Below are 17,243 nucleotides of genomic sequence, written 5' to 3'. Positions count from 1 at the left end.
ACGACGGGGTCGAAATCCGTCGGATGGGATGGATCACATCCTCGTTATCGGGCGGCGTCGTCGAGCGTCGCCACGGTCTTCAGCGCGCCGTCGAGCATGTCGCCCTTTTCGTCCTTCAGCGCCGCTTCGCGCAGGCGGCGGATCCAGTCGGCGGCGTCTTCGCGGCCCTCGAGCAGGGCAAGCGCCGAGAGCACGCGGTTGAATTTCGACTGGGCACGGGCGTGGGTGTCGCTGTAGCCCTTGATCAGGCGCCGGCAATTCAGGATCTCCAGCCCAAGCGCATAGTTTTCGCGCGCATGGGCGAGCGCCAAGCCATACCAGCGTTCCAGGTGCTCGACTTCGACCTTGTGGCGCAGCAGGCGGCGGCGCCAGCGGCGCAGGCCGCCGATGAACCAGAGCATGGCGAAGCCGGTGAAACTGTCGGTGCGGATATGGCGGCCGCGGTTGATGCGGCGGTCAAGGAAGGCGGCGAGCTTCGGGCGGCTCTCGATGTAACTGCCGATCGCTACCGGCAGCGTGCCGCAGAATTCCTCGATGCGCGGATGGAAATATTCGGTGACCTGCAGGACCAAGCCTTCCCTGACACCGACTTCCTTGCGCACGCGCCTGTCGCGGGTCGAACGCGTCTTGAGGTCGGCGACGCGGATCATGTCGTCATAGCACATGGCGTTGGCCAGATGTTTCGCAGCCGCGACCGACAGCGCATGGCCACGCGCCGCATTGTCCAGCGCGATGGCCTTGTCCAGCCGGCCGAGATATTCGCCGCCATAGGCGATGTCCTGGTAATCGACGACCTTCTTCAGGCCGCGTTCAGCCATGTCGCGCAGCGGTTCCGGTAGCGCGGCGACACGGGCGGCGAGTTCCTGCCAGCCCTTCAGCAGGGTTTCGGGACCACTGACCTTGGCCGTTGATGTGGTGTCGGGAGCGGCAGGCTTCCCGCTTGCCTTATTCCCGGCTGTCGCGACCGCGATGCCGCGCGCCCGGTCATAGGCGGCGCCGAAAGCGGCAAGGCTGGCCTTGACGCCGCGGCCGCCGGCGCCGATCGCCTGCTCGTAGTTTTCGCGCGGGAAGGGCAGCGCGTCTGAACCGGCCAGCGCGCCGAGCAGGCTGGCCGAGATCATCGTGCCATGCTCGGCGGCGATCTTTTCCATATCGAAGGCGATGAAGCGCTTGGCGGCCACCTCGGCCGTCGCATGCACCTTTTCCGACGAGGCGCGGCCGTCGCCCGGCTCGATCTTTTCCGAGACGGCGGCGATGCGGTGCGAGGAGGCGATCAGCGTCGTGCGCTCGGGGGCGACGAAACCGCGGATGATGGCGCGGCCGGCTTCCATCAGCTCGGCGGCTATCAAGATGTCGACGTCGCCCTGCGATGGCGACAGCGCGAAGACCGGCAGCCGGCCGGTGTCGCGCGCCATCTCGATGTAATAGATCGTCGCCCCCGTGCGCTGGGCGACGCCCGCCACCGACGTCGATTGCGCAATGTAGCCGCTGCGCTCGGCTACGTCGGTGATCCAATCGGCGAGCACGCCGCCGCCCTGGCCGCCGACGGCAAGCACGGCGAGTTTTATCACCCGCTCGTCATCAGAGGCGCCCGGCTTCGGGCGCAGCGGTGAAGCCTGCTCAAGCATCGGCGAACATCAAACGGCGGCTCTCGCGGCGGCGCTGCAAACGGCCGATCACGGCGCGGCGCGCGCTTTCCAGGAAACGGTCCCAGCGGCTCGGATTGTGCACGACATCGGCGCGGTAGAAGGAGGGGCAGAGCACGGCCGCATCCGCCACCTCGCCGCAATTGCCGCAGCCGACACAGTTCTGGTCAATCGAGGCGACCGGATCGTCGCGCAGCGGATCGTCGAGCGACTTCACCGAGAGCGACGGACAGCCGGAGAGCCGCATGCAGGCGTGGTCGCCGGTGCAGACGTCCTCGTCGACGCCGAATTTCGGCTTCACGACCCGCTCGCCGCCCTTGACCGCCTTCTCGACCAGCGGCCTCTCGCGGCGCTGGCGGTTCAGCATGCATTCGGACGAGGCGACGATGACCTTCGGCCCCTTCTCCTCGGTGGTCAACGCCTCGCGCAGCGTGTCGCGCATCTTGCCGACGTCATAGGTGCGGTCGATGTGGCGCAGCCATTTGACGCCCATGCCTTTCACCGCTTCGGTGATCGGATGTTTTGTGGACTTGGTGCGGTTCGAGGCGCGCGAGGACAGGATGTCCTGGCCGCCGGTGGCGGCCGAGTAAAAATTGTCGACGATGACGATGACGCCGTCATTCTTGTTGAAGACGGCGTTGCCGATCGACGAGGTGAGACCGTTGTGCCAGAAGCCGCCGTCGCCGACGAAGGAGATCGACCGGCGTTTCGCTTCCGGCGAATTGAAGGCGGAAGCCGAGGCCGGCCCGAGGCCGTAGCCCATGGTGGTGGCGCCGAGCTCGAAGGGCGGCATGATCGAGAACAGGTGGCAGCCGATGTCGGAAGCGATGTGGTGCTTGCCAAGCTCCTGCTCGACCAGCTTGGTCGCAGCGAAGATCGGCCGCTCCGGACAGCCGATGCAGAAGCCCGGCGGACGGCCGGGAACGACATTGATGAGATCGGCCGTGTCGACGCCCTCGCCCAGCTTGTTCGGCGCACGAACCTCGCCGGGCAGCAGATGCGGAGCATAGGCGCGCAGGAAGGAGCCAATGCCGTCCAGCATCACCTGCCCGGTATATTCGCCGGCCATCGGCAGATGCTCCTTGCCGACCAGCTTGGTGCCGCGCCCGGCCTTGTGCAGCATCGCGGCAAAGGCCTGCTCGATATAGTTGGGCTGGCCTTCTTCGACGACCAGCACCGCCTGTTTGCCCTCGCAGAAGGAAAGGAACTCGTCATCGACGAGCGGATAGACGGCGTTCAGCACATAAAGCGCAACGTCGGTGTCGCCATAGGTGTCGGCAAGGCCGAGCCGCTGCAGCGCGCGGACGACCGAATTGTACATGCCGCCCTGCATGACGATGCCGATCGAGCCATTGTCCGGCCCAAAGACCTCGTTGATCTTGCGGCTCTTGATGAAATCGACCGCCGCCGGCCAGCGCTTGGCGACCTTCTCCTTCTCGTGCAGGAAGGAGGCAGGCGGCAGCACGATGCGGCCGGTGTCGCGGCGCGGGGCCGACAGCGCATCGGCAACCGACATAGGCGGCCGCTTGTTGTCCTTGGCGACGAAGTGGCCATGGACGTGGCAGCAGCGGATGCGCAACTGCAGCATGACCGGCGTGTTGGAGGCCTCCGACAGCTCGAAGCCATCCTCGACCGCCTTGACGATCGAGGGCAGGTTCGGGCGCGGATCGAGCAGCCAGACCTGGCTCTTCATGGCGAAGGCGTGGCTGCGCTCCTGCATGATGGAGGAGCCCTCGCCATAGTCCTCGCCGACGATGATCAGCGCGCCGCCGGTGACGCCGCCCGAGGCGAGGTTCGCCAAAGCGTCCGAGGCGACATTGGTACCCACCGTCGACTTGAAGGTGGCGGCACCGCGGATCGGGTAGTGCACGGATGCGGCAAGCATGGCGGTGGCGGTTGCTTCCGAGGCGCTCGCCTCGAAGTGCACGCCGAGCTCGCCCAGAATGTCCTGCGCGTCGGCGAGCACATCCATCAGATGGCTGATCGGCGCACCCTGGTAGCCGCCGACATAGCCGACGCCGCATTGCAGCAGCGCCTTGGTGATGGCGAGGATGCCCTCGCCCGCGAATTCCTGGCCGGCGCCAAGCCTCAGCTTTTCGACTTCCTTGGCAAAAGACCGTTCGGCCATCTCTGCCTCCTTCCGTTACCGCCGTTGGACGGCGGCGCGTACGTCAAACTCAAATGTCGTGCTTGCGGATGTTCTTCAGCATCTTCTGCAGGATAGCGATCAGCGCGGCATATTCGGCATCGTCGACGCCGTCGAACATCGCTTCGAAGGCATCATGCATGGCCGGCCAGGCGCGGGTGAAAAGCGCCCGGCCGTCATCGGTCAGGAACACATGGCGGAAGCGGCTGTCGGCGACGCCCTGCTCGCGCCGCACGAGGCCCTGGCCTTCCAGCGCGTCGAGCGTGCGACTCAAGGTCGATTGCTCGATCACCGTATAGACCGAGAGGTCGTTGACGGTGATGCCGTCGGTGACCGAGAGCACGGCCAGCGTGCGCACCTGCGGAATGGTCAGGCTCTGCTTGCGAAAGTCTTCTCGCAGGGTGGCGTTGTAGCGGCCCATGATGCGGTTCATCAAATAGGGCGCGAATTGCTGCAGGCCGATCTGGCCGAGGGTCGAGATGCGCTGGCGCTTCTCCGGAAGCTTCTGTTCCATCAGAGCCTCTCCGCCAGCAGGAAGCCGGAGCCGCCGCCGAGCCCCGCGCCCGGGTGCGTCGACGCGCCGATATGGTAGAGGCCCTTAATGCCGGTCTCGTGATTGCGGCTGGCCTTGAACGGCCGCCACAAGAAGGACTGGTCGATGGTCGACGAGCCGCCATAGGGATCGCCGCCGACCAGATTGATGTTCATCGCTTCCAGATCGGCAGGCGAATAGGCGCGGCGCGCGATGATGGTGTCGCGAAAACCATCGATGTGATGAGCGAGGATCGCCTCGACGCGGTCGGCGTAGGCGTCGCGCAGCGCCTCGCTCCAGCGGCCATCGGCTGGGGCCTCGAGCTTGCCGGCGGCATCGCCCTTGATGTGGCGCGGCGCTTCCGGAAGCTGCAGCCACAGGATTGCCTTGCCCTGCGGACAGCGCGACGGATCGAGCGCGTGGGGCTGGCCGACGCAGATCGTCGGCACTTCCGGCAACAGGCCGCGCACCGCTTCGTTGCAGGCTTTCGACACACCATCGAGTCCCGGCGTCAGATGCAGCAGCGCCACCTTGTCGAGGCCCTCGCCGCGCCAGGCCGGCGGCTTGTTCAGCGCGTAGTGGATCTGGAAGTTGCCCTTGCCGTAGCGGTAGTCACGCATGGCTTTCGCGGCGTTTTCCGGCGCATCGTTGCCGAGCAGGCGGCCATAGAGCTGCGTCGGCGTGACCGAGCAGATGACGCTCTTCCCTGCCGTCAGCGTCTCGCCGGAGGCGAGCCGCACCCCGGCGGCACGGCCGCCGGTCTGGACGATCGAGGCGACGTCGGCGTTGACGCGGATTTCGCCGCCGCGCTCCTTGATCAACGCCTCGAAGGCGGCGAGCAGGTTCTTCGCCCCTCCCTTGACGATCGGTGCGCCGGCCGCCTCCAGCGCGAAGGCGATGACCTTGGCGATCTGGCCGGAGAAGGCGTCTTCCGGCCCAAGCCCGGCATGCAGCACCCAGGGCGCCCAGAGCGCGCGGACGGTATCGGACTTGTACGCGGTCTCCAGCCAGCCCCGCGCCGGCACCAGCGCCTCGCCCAGGACGGCGGCAAGCTCGCGCGGACCGCGCCGCCACGCCTCGCCGGCCATGAGCTTCGTCGTCGGATAGGACCAGAGCGCGCCACCGAGCAGGCCGAAGAGCAGTCCGGCATTGCGTTCGATGTCGCCGACATCGCCGCCATGACGGTCGCCATCGCCGGAGGCAAATGCGTTCAGCGCCGCGATATTGGCGGCCCGGTCGGTGGTGAGCACGGCATGGCTGCCATCGGGCCGAAGCACGCCGGTGGGTGTGGTCGTGTGACAGAATTCCAGCCCGTGCCGCGCAAGATCCTTGCCGAGCGCGGCATAGGCCGGCGAGGTGATGAAGAGGACGAAGGTCGTCGCCATCACGTCATGGACGAAGCCGGGCGCCGTGATCTCATCGGTGCGCATGCAGCCGCCGATGCGGTCGTTGCGTTCGAGCACGAGCACCTTGGCGCCCTTGGCGCCAAGCATCGCCGCGCAGACCAGGGCGTTGATGCCGCTGCCGACGATGATGTGATCGGCAGCGGTCATTGGATGCTCTCGGGTGACATGAAGTCAATCTCATGACGCGGCGTTCTTTCGCGCCCCCCTCTGTCCTGCCGGACATCTCCCCCACAAGGGGGGAGATCAGCTGTCATCGCGGCTTTCGCCAATTGTCCACGGTGCAAGATTGAGCGGAGCGCCGAAACTGCCAATCTCCCCCCTTGTCGGGGAGATGTCCGGCAGGACAGAGGGGGGCGCCGTAGAGCGCCAGCGTCGCTCCGATCCCACCTCTCCACTACACTGTTGCCCGCGAGCATGATCTTCTCCCGAAGACCGCCACCTCGCCTATTGGCCCGGCACCAGCGCCAGGGCGCGGATCGGGCTGCCGGTGCCGTGCTCGATCTTGAGCGGGGCGGCGATCAGGATCGCGCCTTTCGGCGGCAGTTGGTCGAGGTTGCAGAGGCTGGCCAGCCCATAGCGGTTGGCTTTGTGCATCAGCGTGTGCGCCGGGAAAGGCGGCTCCATGCCGCCGGCCTTGCCGGCATCGGTGCCGATCGTCTCCGAGCCCCAGCCCTTGATGTCCTTGCTGATCAGGAACTGGATGGCTTCCGCCGTTGGTCCGGGCGTATGCGGGCCGGTCTCGTTGGCATTGAGGAACTCGGCTTCCGAACCGTTGCGCTTGTACCAGTCGGTGCGCATCACCACCCATTCGCCGGCATTGATGGCGCCGTGCTTGGCCTCCCAAGCCTTGATATGCTCGACGGTGAGAAGGAAATCGTGATCGGCGGCGGCTTCCACCGAGCAGTCGATGACATTGACCGGACCGACGAAATTCTGCGCCGGAATGGTGTCGGTGGCGCCGTCCGGATAGTCCTTGCCGGTGATCCAGTGCTGCGGCGCGTCGAAATGCGTGCCCGAATGCTCGCCGAGCTTCAGCCAGTTCCAGGCCCACCACGGACCGTTCTTGTCATACTTTGAAATGGGGTGGATCTCGACCTTCGGCGTGTCGACGGCAAGCTCCGGCGGCAGCTTGATCAGCGGCGTGTTGGGCCCGAGCGGCGCCGACAGGTCGACCACCTTGATGGCGCCCGAAAGCAGCTGGCCGGCGACCTCGCCGAGGAGTTTCTGCGTGTCCATTGTCTTCGTTCCCTCTTGTTCGTGCTCATCAAGGCTCGTTGCGGCCCTTAATATCCTACTAGACGAAAACATATGCATCTGCAATTATCTTTAAGCATAAAGCATTTTGGGGCAGGGCGTGAGCGAGTTCGACGCCATCTTTGTCGGTGCGGGCCACAACAGTCTGGCCTGCGCCGCGCATCTGTCGCTCAAAGGCTGGAAAACCGCGGTTTTCGAGCGCAACGCAACTATCGGCGGCGCGGTCCGGACCGCGGAATACACGCTTCCCGGTTTCAGGCACGACTTCGGCGCGATGAACCTGAGCCTGTTCGCTGGCTCTCCCTTCCATCGGAAATATGCAAATGAATTGAAAAGCCATGGGCTGGAATTCGCGCCCGTCGCCGACTGTTTCGCCAGCGCTTTCCCGGATGGAAGATGGTTTGGCGTCAGCAACGATCTCGAGAAGACGACATCGCGGCTCGCCACCTTCTCCGCGGCCGATGCCGCTACATGGCGCCGGCTGGTCGAGGCCTTTCCAGGCGAGGCGGAGCATCTGTTCCCGCTGCTCGGATCGCCGATGAACCCGCGCGCGCTCGCCGGCACGGCCTGGTATCTTTGGCGCAAGAAAGGCATTGGCGGCGCGCTCGATACCGGCCGCTTGTTGCTGTCTTCCCCCCGCGCGTGGCTCGAGGACAATTTCGAGACGCCGCACGTGCAAACCACGCTCGCCGCCTGGGGCATGCATCTCGACTTCGCGCCCGACATCGCCGGCGGCGCCGTGTTCCCTTATCTGGAATCAATGGCCAACCAGAGTTTTGGCATGGTGCTCGGCAAGGGCGGCGCCGACACCATCATCCGCGCGCTTGTCGGCATGGTCAAAGCGGCCGGCGGCAAGATCATGGCCGGCGCGGAGGTGGCGGAGATCACCGTCGCCGGCGGCCGCGCGACCGGCGTGCGGCTCGCCTCCGGCGATTTCCATGTCGCCAGCAAGGCCGTCATTGCCGGCGTCGCGCCCAAGGCGCTGACTGGCAAGCTGTTGCCGAACGGATCCGGCGATGCCGGCTTTGACGCGGCGATGAAAAAGTTCCGCCATGCGCCGGGCACGATGATGATCCATCTGGCACTGGACGATCTGCCGGACTGGAGCGCCGGCGCCGAGCTTCGCCACTTCGCCTATGTGCATCTGGCGCCGTCGCTCGATGCCATGTCGCGCACCTATCAGCAGGCGATTGCCGGCGTGCTGCCCGATCAGCCGGTGCTCGTCGTCGGACAGCCGACCGCCGTCGATCCCTCGCGGGCGCCAGAAGGCAAGCACGTGCTCTGGGTCCAGGTGCGCATGCTGCCGGCGGAAATCCTTGGCGATGCCGCCGGCAAGATCGCGCCCGGTTCCTGGGACGCGGTCAAGGACGCCTATGCCGAGCGCGTGCTCGACATCATCGAGAGCTACGCGCCTGGTTTGCGCCAGAAGATCCTCGGGCGCGCGATCTTCTCGCCGCTCGACCTCGAGCGCGAGAATCCGAACCTCGTCGGCGGCGACCAGATTTGCGGCAGCCACCATTTGGCGCAGAATTTTCTCTTCCGTCCGGCGCGCGGCTTCGCGCGCTGGAACACGCCGGTGTCAAACCTCTACCTCACCGGCGCCGCGACATGGCCCGGCGCCGGCACCGGTGCCGGATCCGGCTTCATGTTGGCGCAACAACTGGGAGGACACTAGCAGCAGAATTCCAGGATGGACAAGGCGCGGTTGCCCACCAGACCTTCCGAATGAACAACGCCGCGCGGACAATGAGTCAAAAACCGACAACCAACAAGGGGAACGACCATGACCATCAACAGACGCGATTTGCTTGGATTTGGCGCGGCAGCGCTTGGCGCGGCGACACTCGGACTGCCGAAGGCAGCCAAGGCGGCGGACGAGCTCACCATTGCCTACAACGTCAACCTGCCATCCTGGGACCCGACGACCGGGCCTTCGGCGGTGAACCCGACCATCCAAGGCCTCTACCAGTCCGTGTTCGACCAGTTCATCCCGCAGAAGCCGGACCTCTCCTTCACACCCGGCCTGCTCACCGAATGGGGTTGGAACGACGATCGCAGCAAGGTGACGATGACGGTCCGCGACGGCGTGAAATGGCATGACGGCTCGCCCTTCACCGCCGAGGACGTTGTCTGGTCGCTGCAGCGGGCGGGCGACGAGAAGACCGGCAACCCGATCCAGTTCGTCTGGAAGAACGTCAACAACTTCAAGATCGACGGAAACAAGATCACCGGCGACGTCGTGCAGTTCGATCCGGTCTATTTCAAATGGATGTCGTTCCTGACCGGCTACATCATGCCGAAGGCCTATTACGAGAAGGTGGGCGCGGAAGGCTTCGAGAAGGCGCCGATCGGCACCGGGCCCTATATGGTCGACAAATTCGAGCGCAACGCCTTCCTGCGGCTGAAGGCCAATCTGAATTACTGGGGTGCCAAGCCAGCCTTCGAGAATGTGACGATCAAGTTCGTCACCGACGCGGCAAGCCGCGTCGCCGAGGTCGAGTCCGGCTCCTCGCAGGTGACGCTCGAAATCCCCTATGAAGAATATGACCGGCTGATCGCCAAGGACGGACTCGCCGGCTCGATCAAGAATGTCTCCGACATCGGCATGATCTTCTTCAACGACATCGAGGCGATGCTCGACAAGAACGTCCGCCAGGCGGCTGTGATGGCAGTGGACAAGGAGCTCTTGGTCAAGCGGCTGCTGCGCGGCTACGGCCAGCCGATCGCCACGCTGGAGACGCCGGAATACACGGCCTTCGACGCGTCGATCAAAGTCGAGCACAATCCGGAAAAGGCCAAGGAACTGCTCGCCGCTTCAGGCTATTCGCCCAAGAAGCCGGTCAAGTTCACCATCCAAACGACCAAGGGCTTCAAGCCCAAGGATTATGAGATGATCCAGGCGATCGTCGGCATGTGGCGCAAGGTCGGCATCGAGGCCAATATCGAGGTCTACGAGATCGCCAAGCATTACGAGCTGCGGGCCGCCGACAAGCTGGCGCCGGCCGCCTTCTACAACTGGGGCAATGCGATCGGCGATCCGACCACCTCGACCGGCTTTGCCATGTATGGACCTAGCCCGCATTCGGTGTGGGACAGCCAGGACCTGATCGACATGATCAATCCGCTGTGGGGCGAGAAGGACGAGGCCAAGCGCATCGCCGGCTGGAAGGCCGTCGACAAATACATCGCCGAGCAGGCCTATGTGCTGCCGCTGATGCAGTATGCTCAGCCGATCGTGCACTCGAAGAAGGTCAATGTCGTGCAGCATGTATCGGGCGCGCTGCTGCCGGCGCTGATGACCCCGGCCTGATGACATCTGGGAAGCTGCGCTGGCGCAGCGCACCTTCTCCAACGACGCGCAGGCCCCCTCATTCGGCCGGTGAGGGGCCGAATGCATTAGGCTCAGCGAGCATGCTGCTGCAGAGATTTCTTGTTCGTCTGATGACGATGCTGGTCACACTGTTCGGCGTCGCCGTCGTCGTCTTCGTCGTCATCCGCGTGGCGCCCGGCGACCCGATCGCGATGATGCTGCCACCCGGCGCCAGCAATGACGACATAGCGCGTCTGCGCGCGCTCTATGGGCTGGACAAGAGTATTGCGCAGCAGTTCTTCATCTGGCTCGCCGGCGTGCTGCATGGCGATTTCGGCACTTCGATCTCGCTGCGCCAGGATGTGCTCGGCCTCGTCTTCAACCGGCTGCCGGCGACGTTGGAATTGGCCATCGTCGCGCTGTTGATGGCGGTGGCGATCGGCGTCTCCGCTGCGATCCTCGGTGCGCGTTCGCGTGGCACGGCCGTCGAAGCCGGCATCGACATCGCCGGCGGCGCGACGCTCTCCATCCCCGATTTCCTGTGGGGCCTGGTGCTGATCCTGCTGTTCGGCGTGCTCATCCCGGTGTTCGACATTTCCGGTCGAGTGTCACCGCAACTCGACCTGCCCTTCGTCACCCAGTTCTATCTCGCCGAGAGCATTCTCAGGCTCCGCTTCGATCTCACCTGGGATCTGCTCAAGCACATGCTGATGCCGGCGATCGCGCTGGCGTTGCCGCTGGCGGCGATCATCGCGCAACTCCTGAAACAGTCGCTGAAGGAAGTGCTCGACCTCGACTATGTCGTGCTCGCGCGGGTCAAAGGCTTTTCCGAAACGCAGGTTATCCTGCGCGAGGCGTTGAAGAACGCGGCGCTGCCGACGCTGACGCTGGTGGGCGTGCAGTTCACCTTCCTGATCGGCGGCACGGTTATCGTCGAGCGGCTGTTCTCCTATGAGGGTCTCGGCAATATGGCGATCGATGCCGTCATCAACCGCGACCTGCCGCTGATCCAGGGCATCGTGCTGGTCTTCGCGCTGCTCTTCGTGCTGATCAACCTTGGCGTCGACATGATGTATGCGCTGCTTAATCCGAGGCTGCGTCATGGATGAGGCGCGCATTTTGCGTCGGGGCCTCAGCCCGCGGCTATGGCTGGCCGGCGGCTGGCTTCTGCTGGCGCTGCTTGCGGCCATCTTCGCGCCGCTGATCGCACCGCAAGATCCGCTGGCACAGGACCTGATGCTCGAGCGTCTGCCGCCCTTCTGGCTCGACGGCGCCGAGCCCGGCTATTGGCTGGGCACCGACAGCCTGGGCCGGGATCTCCTGTCACGGCTGATCTTCGGCGGCCGCATCGCCTTCATCGTCGCCTTCGCCGCGGCGGCGTCCGCCTGCCTCATCGGCTCGGCGCTCGGGCTGATCGCCGGCTATTTCGGCGGTTGGGCCGACCGCGTCATCTCGCGCATCGTCGATGTCTGGATGGCCTTCCCGCCGGTGCTGTTCGCGATCCTTTTAGTCGCGGTGTTGGGCACCGGCTTGAGCTCCGTCATCATCGCCATCGCCGTCATCGACTGGACGCGCTTCTGCCGCGTGATCCGGGCCGAGGCGATGAGTCAGGCGCGCATGGACTATGTCGAGAGCGCGCGCATCGCCGGCTATGGCCGCATCGGCATCATGCTGCGCGAAGTCCTGCCCAATGTGCTGCCGTCGGTGGTGGCGCTCTTGTCGCTTGAGATGGGCATCGCCGTCATCGTCGAGGCGATCCTCTCCTTCGTCAATCTGTCGATCTCGACCGACGATCCGACCTGGGGCGGCATCATTGCCGAGGGCCGGCTGTCGATCCACCAGGCCTGGTGGGTGCTGGTGTTCCCGCTGATCACATTGATCTTCACCGTGCTGTCCTTCAGCCAGTTCGGCGAAGGATTGAAGGCGCGTTTCGATCCGGTGCTGCGATGAGCGCCAATATGGAACCATGCCTCGAAATCCGCTCCTTGAGCGCAGTGCTGCCCAACGGCCAGCGCGTGCTGCGCTCGGTATCGCTCACCGTGCAGCCGGGCGAAGTCCGCGCGCTGGTCGGCGAGAGCGGCGCCGGCAAGACGATGATCGGCAAGGCGGTGCTCGGCGTGCTGCCGAAAAGCGTGCGCATCGTCGAAGGCGAGATGCTGATCGAGGGCGAGAGTCTCGGCCGCCTCGATGCGAAGGCGCGGCGGACGCTGATCGGCGCGCGTACCGCGCTGATCCCACAGGACCCGCTCACCGCACTCAACCCGTCGCGCCGCATCGGCCCGCAGACGACCGACCGGCTGGTGCGCATCCTCGGCTGGAGCGGTGAAAAGGCAGACGAGCGTATCCGGCAGTTGCTCCAAGAGGTGCAGATCCGCGAGCCCGAACGTGTTCTGAAATGCTATCCGCACGAGCTCTCGGGCGGCATGCGCCAGCGCGTGCTGATCGCGGCCGCCTTCGCCGCCGAGCCCAGGCTGATCGTCGCCGACGAGCCGACGACGGCGCTGGACGTGACCGTGCAGAAGCAGATCCTGCGCCTCATCGCGCAATTGCAGCGCAACCACGGCACGGCGCTTCTGTTCGTCACGCACGATCTCGGTGTCGTCGCCAAGATCAGCCAGAAAGTGTCGGTGCTCTATGCCGGCAAGGTGGTCGAAGAAGCCGCGACCCCCGACCTGTTCGCATCGCCGCAGCACCCCTACACGCGGGCGCTGATCGCGGCGACGCCGCGCTATACCGATCCCTACGCATCGCTGATGCCGGTGAACGAAACCGTGCTGGCTGGGCTCGCGGACGAGGTCGCGGGCGCCGACAGGGCGTGGAGGCCAAGCCATGGCTGAGCCGCTGTTTTCCGTCCGCGGACTGAAAGTGGCGCTGCCCGACATGACGCGCAAGCCGCTGATCGGCCGGGCGCCACTGGCCGAGATCCTCAAAGGACTGGACTTCGACCTGCCCAAGGGATCGGTGACCGGCATCGTCGGCGAATCCGGTTCCGGCAAGTCGACGCTCGGCCGCGCGCTGGTGCGGCTGATCGAGCCGAGCGCCGGCTCGATCAGCTTCGAAGGGCGAGACATCGGCCATCTTTCGGAAGCGGAGCTCAGACCGCTGCGTCGCGACCTGCAGATGATCTTCCAGGACCCGATGTCGTCGCTCAACCCGCGGCACACCATCTTCAGCATCATCGCGGCACCCTTGAGGCAGAACGGGCTTGGCGACCGGCTGAAGGAGCGCGTGGCGGAAGCCCTGCAGCGTGTGGGCCTGCCGCAGAGTTTTGCCGGCCGCTACCGCCACGAGCTGTCCGGCGGGCAACGCCAGCGCGTCGGCATCGCACGGGCGCTGGCGCTGTCGCCGAAATTCGTTTTGGCCGACGAGATCGTCTCCGGCCTCGACGTCTCGACGCAGGCACAGATCCTGACGCTGCTGGAAAAGCTCGCGGCCGAGATGGGGCTGACGGTCGCCTTCATCAGCCATGATCTGTCGGTGATCCGGCGGCTCTGCCGGCAAGTCATCGTCATGCGCGAGGGAGGGATCGTCGAAGCCAGCGCAACCGACGCGCTCTTCGACAATCCGAAGGAGACTTACACGCGCGACCTGCTCGCTGCCATCCCGCTGCCTGAGATCGATGCGGACTGGCTGCAGCCGCCTGCAAAGGCACCGGCATGAGAAAGGCAAACCTTGTCCGCACACCGAACAGCGGGCCTCGGATGTGCATGGGAGCAAAGTCAGCCCGCCAATGGAGGTTGACATGAAATACGCAACAAGCGGCGCAATGCTCGGCGCAATCCTGTTCGGCTCAATGGGAACGGCTTCGGCCGACTCGATCCCCGGCATGCGCGGCCACGACCATACCGGCGTCACCGTGCCCGACATGAAGCAGGCCGTCGACTTCTTCACCAATGTGGTCGGTTGCAAGAAGGCGATGTCCTTCGGGCCGTTCGCCGACGACAAGGGCACCTTCATGCAGGACCTGCTCGGCGTCGATCCAAAAGCGGTAATCGAGGAAATCACCCTGGTGCGCTGCGGCTATGGATCGAACATCGAATTGTTCAAATACACCGCGCCCGACCAGAAGGACCTGACGCCGAAGAACAGCGACATCGGCGGCTTCCATATTGCCTTCTATGTCGACGATGTCGCCGCCGCGAAGGCCTATCTCGACGCCAAGGGCGTGAAGACCAGGATGGGCCCTCTGCCGGTCAAAGAAGGACCGGCCGCCGGTCAAACCATCCTCTATTTCCAGGCGCCCTGGGGACTGCAGCTGGAAGCGATCAGCTATCCCGACGGCATGGCTTACGAGAAAGGCGCCGAGACGGTGCTGTGGAGTCCCAAAGATCCAGCCAAGTGAGCTGATCGCGCCGCAATTGTTCAATTATGAAACTTTAAGCTTGAAATAATTGCCGGCAGGCGCGATATTGATGTTGGAACCGCCGGCCCCCCCCCGGCGGTCCCTGATGCCCTTTGAGCGTTTGACGCAATCCGGACGGGAAACCACTGCGCACTTTTCCTGGAATTGCTCTAGAGGAGATCGCAAGACATGAAGGTTGCGGTTCTCGGCGGCGGACCGGCCGGCCTCTATTTTGCCATCTCGCTGAAGCTGCGCGACGCCGCGCATGACGTGACGGTCTACGAGCGCAACCGCCCCGACGATACATTCGGCTGGGGTGTGGTGCTGTCGGCCGAAACGCTGGAGAACCTGACCAGGAACGACCCTGTCAGCGCGGTCTGGATCAGGAAGCATTTTGCCTACTGGGACGACATCGCCGTCATCCATGACGGCGTGCGCACGGTGTCGACCGGCCACGGCTTCTGCGGCATCGGCCGCAAGCGGCTTTTAATCCTGCTCCAGCGCAGAGCGCGCGAGCTCGGCATCAAGATGATGTTCGAGACCGAGATTTCCGATCCTAAGCCGCTCATGGAAACGCACGACCTTGTCGTTGCGGCCGACGGATTGAACTCGAAGTCGCGCGCCACCTTCGCCAACGTCTTCAAGCCCGACATCGACACGCGCAAATGCAAGTTCGTGTGGCTCGGCACCACGCAGAAATTCGACGACGCGTTCACCTTCATCTTCGAAAAAACTGAGCACGGCTGGGTGTGGGCGCATGCCTACCAGTTCGACAGCGAGACCGCGACCTTCATCGTCGAATGCAGCGAACAGACCTGGGCTTCCTTCGGTTTCGGCGCGATGACGCAGCAGGAATCGATCGCTGTCTGCGAGCGCATTTTCGAAAAGCATCTCGGCGGCCATTCGCTGATGACCAATGCCAATCACATCAGAGGTTCGGCCTGGATCAACTTCCCGCGCGTGCTTTGCGAGCGCTGGTCTTACAAGAATCTGGCGCTGATGGGCGACGCGGCGGCATCGGCGCATTTCTCGATCGGATCCGGCACGAAGCTGGCCCTGGAGAGCGCCGTCGCGCTCGCCGACTATGTCGAGTCCGAGTCCGACCTCGAAGCGGCCTTCCGCAAATACGAAGATGCTCGCCGCACCGAGGTGCTGAAACTGCAATCGGCGGCGCGCAACTCGCTCGAATGGTTCGAGGAAGTCGAACGTTATCTCGGGTTGGATCCAGTTCAATTCAACTATTCGCTGCTCACCCGCTCGCAGCGCATCAGCCACGAGAACCTTCGTCTGCGCGATGCCGAATGGCTGGCGGGCGCGGAGGAATGGTTCCAGCGCAAGGCCGGCGCCGGCGGCAACATGCTGCGCCGCGCGCCGATGTTCGCGCCATTCAGACTGCGCGAGATGGCGCTCACGAACCGCATCGTCGTCTCGCCGATGGCCCAGTACAAGGCGGTCGACGGCTGCCCGACCGACTGGCATTTCGCCCACTATGCCGAGCGCGCCAAGGGCGGGGCCGGGCTCGTCTATATCGAGATGACCTGCGTCAGCCCGGAGGGACGCATCACCCCTGGCTGCACCGGCTTCTACAAGCCCGAGCATGAGGTCGCCTGGAAGCGGCTGGTCGATTTCGTCCACATCGAGACCGAAGCCAAGATCTGCGCCCAGATCGGCCATTCAGGCCCGAAGGGCTCGACCCGCCTCGGCTGGGAAGGAACGGACGAGCCGCTGCCCTCCGGCAACTGGCCGGTGATGGCGCCTTCAGCCGTGCCGTGGTCGCCACAGAATCAGGTGCCGAAGGCGATGAACCGCGCCGACATGGACGTTGTGCGCGACCAGTTCGTCGCCTCGGCGGAGATGGCCGAGCGCTGCGGCTTCGACATGCTGGAGATCCATGCCGCGCATGGCTATCTGCTCTCCGCCTTCATCACGCCGCTGACCAACAGGCGCACCGACGACTATGGCGGCTCGCTGGAGAACCGCATGCGCTATCCGCTGGAGATCTTCCACGCGGTGCGCGCCGTGTGGCCGGCCGAAAAGCCTATCTCGGTGCGCATCTCGGCCAATGACTGGGTAGGGATCGAAGGCGTCACGCCGGCTGATGCGGTCGAGATCGCCAAGCTTCTGCATCAAACCGGCGTCGATCTCTGCGACGTCTCGGCCGGTCAGACCACGATCGCCGCCAAGCCGGTCTATGGCCGCATGTTCCAGACGCCGTTCTCCGACCGCATCCGCAACGAGGTCGGCATGGCGACGATGGCGGTCGGCAACATCTACGAGCCGGACCACGCCAACTCGATCCTGATGGCCGGACGCGCCGATCTGGTGGCGCTGGCCAGGCCGCATCTCAGCGATCCCTATTGGACGCTGCATGCGGCCGTCACCCTCGGCGATCGCGGCGTCAAATGGCCGGATCCTTATCTACGCGGACGCGACCAGATCTACCGGCTGGCCGAACGCGAAGCGGCGGCAGGGCTGAAGGTATGAGCGCATTTATGTTTTCACGTCGGCGCTGCCCCTCATCCGCCTGCCGGCACCTTCTCCCCGTGAAGGACGGGGAGAAGGCACAAGCTCAAACGCTGGCGGCCCCCTCTCCCCGTCCTTCACGGG

The 17,243-nt window shown here is 64.7% G+C and carries 13 protein-coding genes; 8 read left to right on the top strand and 5 right to left on the bottom strand.

Annotated features, from left to right (window positions below):
- Positions 1-44: 44 nt before the first annotated feature.
- The 5 genes from CK215_RS14395 to CK215_RS14370 form a co-directional block, all read right to left on the bottom strand.
- Positions 45-1,628, bottom strand: coding sequence for an indolepyruvate oxidoreductase subunit beta family protein (locus tag CK215_RS14395; RefSeq protein WP_095831279.1), 1,584 nt, complete (start codon positions 1,626-1,628; stop codon positions 45-47).
- The gene (locus tag CK215_RS14390; RefSeq protein WP_095831278.1) at positions 1,621-3,774 is read right to left on the bottom strand and encodes an indolepyruvate ferredoxin oxidoreductase subunit alpha; all 2,154 of its coding nucleotides are present in this window, start codon (positions 3,772-3,774) and stop codon (positions 1,621-1,623) included. Before CK215_RS14390 ends, CK215_RS14395 begins: the two co-directional genes overlap by 8 nt.
- Before the next feature lie 49 nt (positions 3,775-3,823).
- Complete coding sequence (locus tag CK215_RS14385) at positions 3,824-4,306, bottom strand: MarR family transcriptional regulator (RefSeq protein WP_095831277.1); 483 nt, start codon at positions 4,304-4,306, stop codon at positions 3,824-3,826.
- Positions 4,306-5,877: an NAD(P)/FAD-dependent oxidoreductase gene (locus CK215_RS14380; RefSeq protein ID WP_095831276.1), complete on the bottom strand. Its 1,572-nt coding sequence runs from the start codon at positions 5,875-5,877 to the stop codon at positions 4,306-4,308. Before CK215_RS14380 ends, CK215_RS14385 begins: the two co-directional genes overlap by 1 nt.
- Positions 5,878-6,174: 297 nt before the next feature.
- Positions 6,175-6,966, bottom strand: a complete 792-nt coding sequence (locus CK215_RS14370) for a cyclase family protein (protein WP_067003674.1) — start codon at positions 6,964-6,966, stop codon at positions 6,175-6,177.
- A 118-nt stretch (positions 6,967-7,084) separates the two neighbouring features.
- Here CK215_RS14370 and CK215_RS14365 point away from each other — a divergent pair, with 118 nt between their 5' ends.
- The 8 genes from CK215_RS14365 (at position 7,085) to CK215_RS14330 (ending at position 17,120) form a co-directional block, all read left to right on the top strand.
- The gene (locus CK215_RS14365; RefSeq protein WP_095777545.1) at positions 7,085-8,659 is read left to right on the top strand and encodes an NAD(P)/FAD-dependent oxidoreductase; all 1,575 of its coding nucleotides are present in this window, start codon (positions 7,085-7,087) and stop codon (positions 8,657-8,659) included.
- 108 nt (positions 8,660-8,767) lie between these two features.
- Positions 8,768-10,294, top strand: coding sequence for an ABC transporter substrate-binding protein (locus CK215_RS14360; protein ID WP_095777546.1), 1,527 nt, complete (start codon positions 8,768-8,770; stop codon positions 10,292-10,294).
- 101 nt (positions 10,295-10,395) lie between these two features.
- Positions 10,396-11,403 (top strand): ABC transporter permease, encoded by a 1,008-nt coding sequence (locus tag CK215_RS14355; RefSeq protein WP_067003667.1) that lies wholly within the window; start codon positions 10,396-10,398, stop codon positions 11,401-11,403.
- Positions 11,396-12,244, top strand: a complete 849-nt coding sequence (locus CK215_RS14350) for an ABC transporter permease (RefSeq protein WP_095777547.1) — start codon at positions 11,396-11,398, stop codon at positions 12,242-12,244. Before CK215_RS14355 ends, CK215_RS14350 begins: the two co-directional genes overlap by 8 nt.
- Entirely contained in the window at positions 12,241-13,131 is an 891-nt protein-coding gene (locus CK215_RS14345; protein ID WP_082980751.1) for an ABC transporter ATP-binding protein, read from the top strand. The genes CK215_RS14350 and CK215_RS14345 overlap by 4 nt, the downstream gene beginning before the upstream one ends.
- On the top strand, positions 13,124-13,954 hold the full coding sequence (locus CK215_RS14340) for an ATP-binding cassette domain-containing protein (protein WP_067003663.1): 831 nt from the start codon (positions 13,124-13,126) through the stop codon (positions 13,952-13,954). Before CK215_RS14345 ends, CK215_RS14340 begins: the two co-directional genes overlap by 8 nt.
- An 82-nt stretch (positions 13,955-14,036) precedes the next feature.
- On the top strand, positions 14,037-14,636 hold the full coding sequence (locus CK215_RS14335; protein ID WP_067003761.1) for a VOC family protein: 600 nt from the start codon (positions 14,037-14,039) through the stop codon (positions 14,634-14,636).
- Between the two features lie 189 nt (positions 14,637-14,825).
- Positions 14,826-17,120: a bifunctional salicylyl-CoA 5-hydroxylase/oxidoreductase gene (locus CK215_RS14330; protein ID WP_095831275.1), complete on the top strand. Its 2,295-nt coding sequence runs from the start codon at positions 14,826-14,828 to the stop codon at positions 17,118-17,120.
- Positions 17,121-17,243 lie beyond the last annotated feature (123 nt).

It is taken from the genome of Mesorhizobium sp. WSM3864, assembly GCF_002294955.1.
Taxonomy (GTDB): domain Bacteria; phylum Pseudomonadota; class Alphaproteobacteria; order Rhizobiales; family Rhizobiaceae; genus Mesorhizobium.
The sequence above is the reverse complement of the archived record's forward strand: the minus strand, read 5'-3'. Positions and strand labels throughout refer to the sequence as shown.

Bases quoted from the DNA above. Each gene is read 5' to 3' on its own strand.
- CK215_RS14380 (WP_095831276.1), bottom strand. From the start codon at position 5,877: ATGACCGCTGCCGATCACATCATCGTCGGCAGCGGCATCAACGCCCTG.
- CK215_RS14330 (WP_095831275.1), top strand. From the start codon at position 14,826: ATGAAGGTTGCGGTTCTCGGCGGCGGACCGGCCGGCCTCTATTTTGCC.
- CK215_RS14390 (WP_095831278.1), bottom strand. From the start codon at position 3,774: ATGGCCGAACGGTCTTTTGCCAAGGAAGTCGAAAAGCTGAGGCTTGGC.
- CK215_RS14355 (WP_067003667.1), top strand. From the start codon at position 10,396: ATGCTGCTGCAGAGATTTCTTGTTCGTCTGATGACGATGCTGGTCACA.
- CK215_RS14395 (WP_095831279.1), bottom strand. From the start codon at position 1,628: ATGCTTGAGCAGGCTTCACCGCTGCGCCCGAAGCCGGGCGCCTCTGAT.
- CK215_RS14385 (WP_095831277.1), bottom strand. From the start codon at position 4,306: ATGGAACAGAAGCTTCCGGAGAAGCGCCAGCGCATCTCGACCCTCGGC.
- CK215_RS14345 (WP_082980751.1), top strand. From the start codon at position 12,241: ATGAGCGCCAATATGGAACCATGCCTCGAAATCCGCTCCTTGAGCGCA.
- CK215_RS14335 (WP_067003761.1), top strand. From the start codon at position 14,037: ATGAAATACGCAACAAGCGGCGCAATGCTCGGCGCAATCCTGTTCGGC.
- CK215_RS14360 (WP_095777546.1), top strand. From the start codon at position 8,768: ATGACCATCAACAGACGCGATTTGCTTGGATTTGGCGCGGCAGCGCTT.
- CK215_RS14340 (WP_067003663.1), top strand. From the start codon at position 13,124: ATGGCTGAGCCGCTGTTTTCCGTCCGCGGACTGAAAGTGGCGCTGCCC.
- CK215_RS14350 (WP_095777547.1), top strand. From the start codon at position 11,396: ATGGATGAGGCGCGCATTTTGCGTCGGGGCCTCAGCCCGCGGCTATGG.
- CK215_RS14370 (WP_067003674.1), bottom strand. From the start codon at position 6,966: ATGGACACGCAGAAACTCCTCGGCGAGGTCGCCGGCCAGCTGCTTTCG.